The organism is Shewanella sp. S1-49-MNA-CIBAN-0167 (assembly GCF_040310145.1).
GTDB lineage: Bacteria > Pseudomonadota > Gammaproteobacteria > Enterobacterales > Shewanellaceae > Shewanella > Shewanella psychromarinicola.
This window is the reverse complement of the sequence record NZ_JBEOPO010000305.1, coordinates 1-266: the sequence shown is the minus strand read 5'-3', so window position 1 is coordinate 266 and position 266 is coordinate 1. Positions and strand designations below refer to the sequence as shown.

Annotated in this window: 1 pseudogene; it reads right to left on the bottom strand. The window is 43.2% G+C overall.

The features are described 5' to 3' along the window. Positions 1-266 (bottom strand): annotated as a pseudogene (locus AAEZ00_RS21405) (alpha/beta hydrolase family protein); the annotation flags it as partial.

Genomic DNA, 266 nt, shown 5'->3' with positions numbered 1-266 from the left:
ACACATTGTCCATATCAGTCGCGACAACGTTAATGCTCAAATCAGCAACATTAAATAATTGAATTTGTTTGTTAGCCACAAAGACGAGTTGTGAAGAGTCACTTGACCAAACCGCACTACTAGGGCGGTTATCTTGCCAGCGGTACATCACGCTGTTATCCGATAATTTACGTAACTCGGTCACTTGAATCGGCGTATCGCCTTGGCTAGCTTGGTATTCAATGGTCGATTGCAATAAATACTTGCCGTTAGGTGACAGGGTTAAG